At 49.8% G+C, this 265-nt stretch carries 1 protein-coding gene; it reads left to right on the top strand.

Annotated elements, in window-relative coordinates; all coding sequences use genetic code 11:
• Positions 1-265: MFS transporter (locus ACSNOK_RS34580; RefSeq protein ID WP_436784673.1), on the top strand; the 265-nt coding region annotated here is incomplete at both ends.

Raw genomic sequence — 265 nt, forward strand, 5'->3', positions numbered from 1 at the left:
CTGTGGCGGAGTATGCGCCAATCTTTCTGTTTTCCTTTCTTGCTGGGACGTTTGCTGATCGCTGGCAACCGAGAAAAACGATGGTCTGGTGTGAGGTGCTCAGTGCTCTATCAGTTGTCGGAGTGCTGCTTACCTTCGTTTACGGCTCGTGGAAGGCCATCTTTTTTGCCACACTCATTTCAGCCATTCTCTCTCAGTTTTCTCAACCGTCCGGAATGAAGCTGTTCAAGCTGCATGTACCTGGTGAACAGCTTCAGGTAGGAAT

It is taken from the genome of Streptomyces sp. URMC 126, assembly GCF_051386555.1.
Lineage (GTDB): Bacteria > Actinomycetota > Actinomycetes > Streptomycetales > Streptomycetaceae > Streptomyces.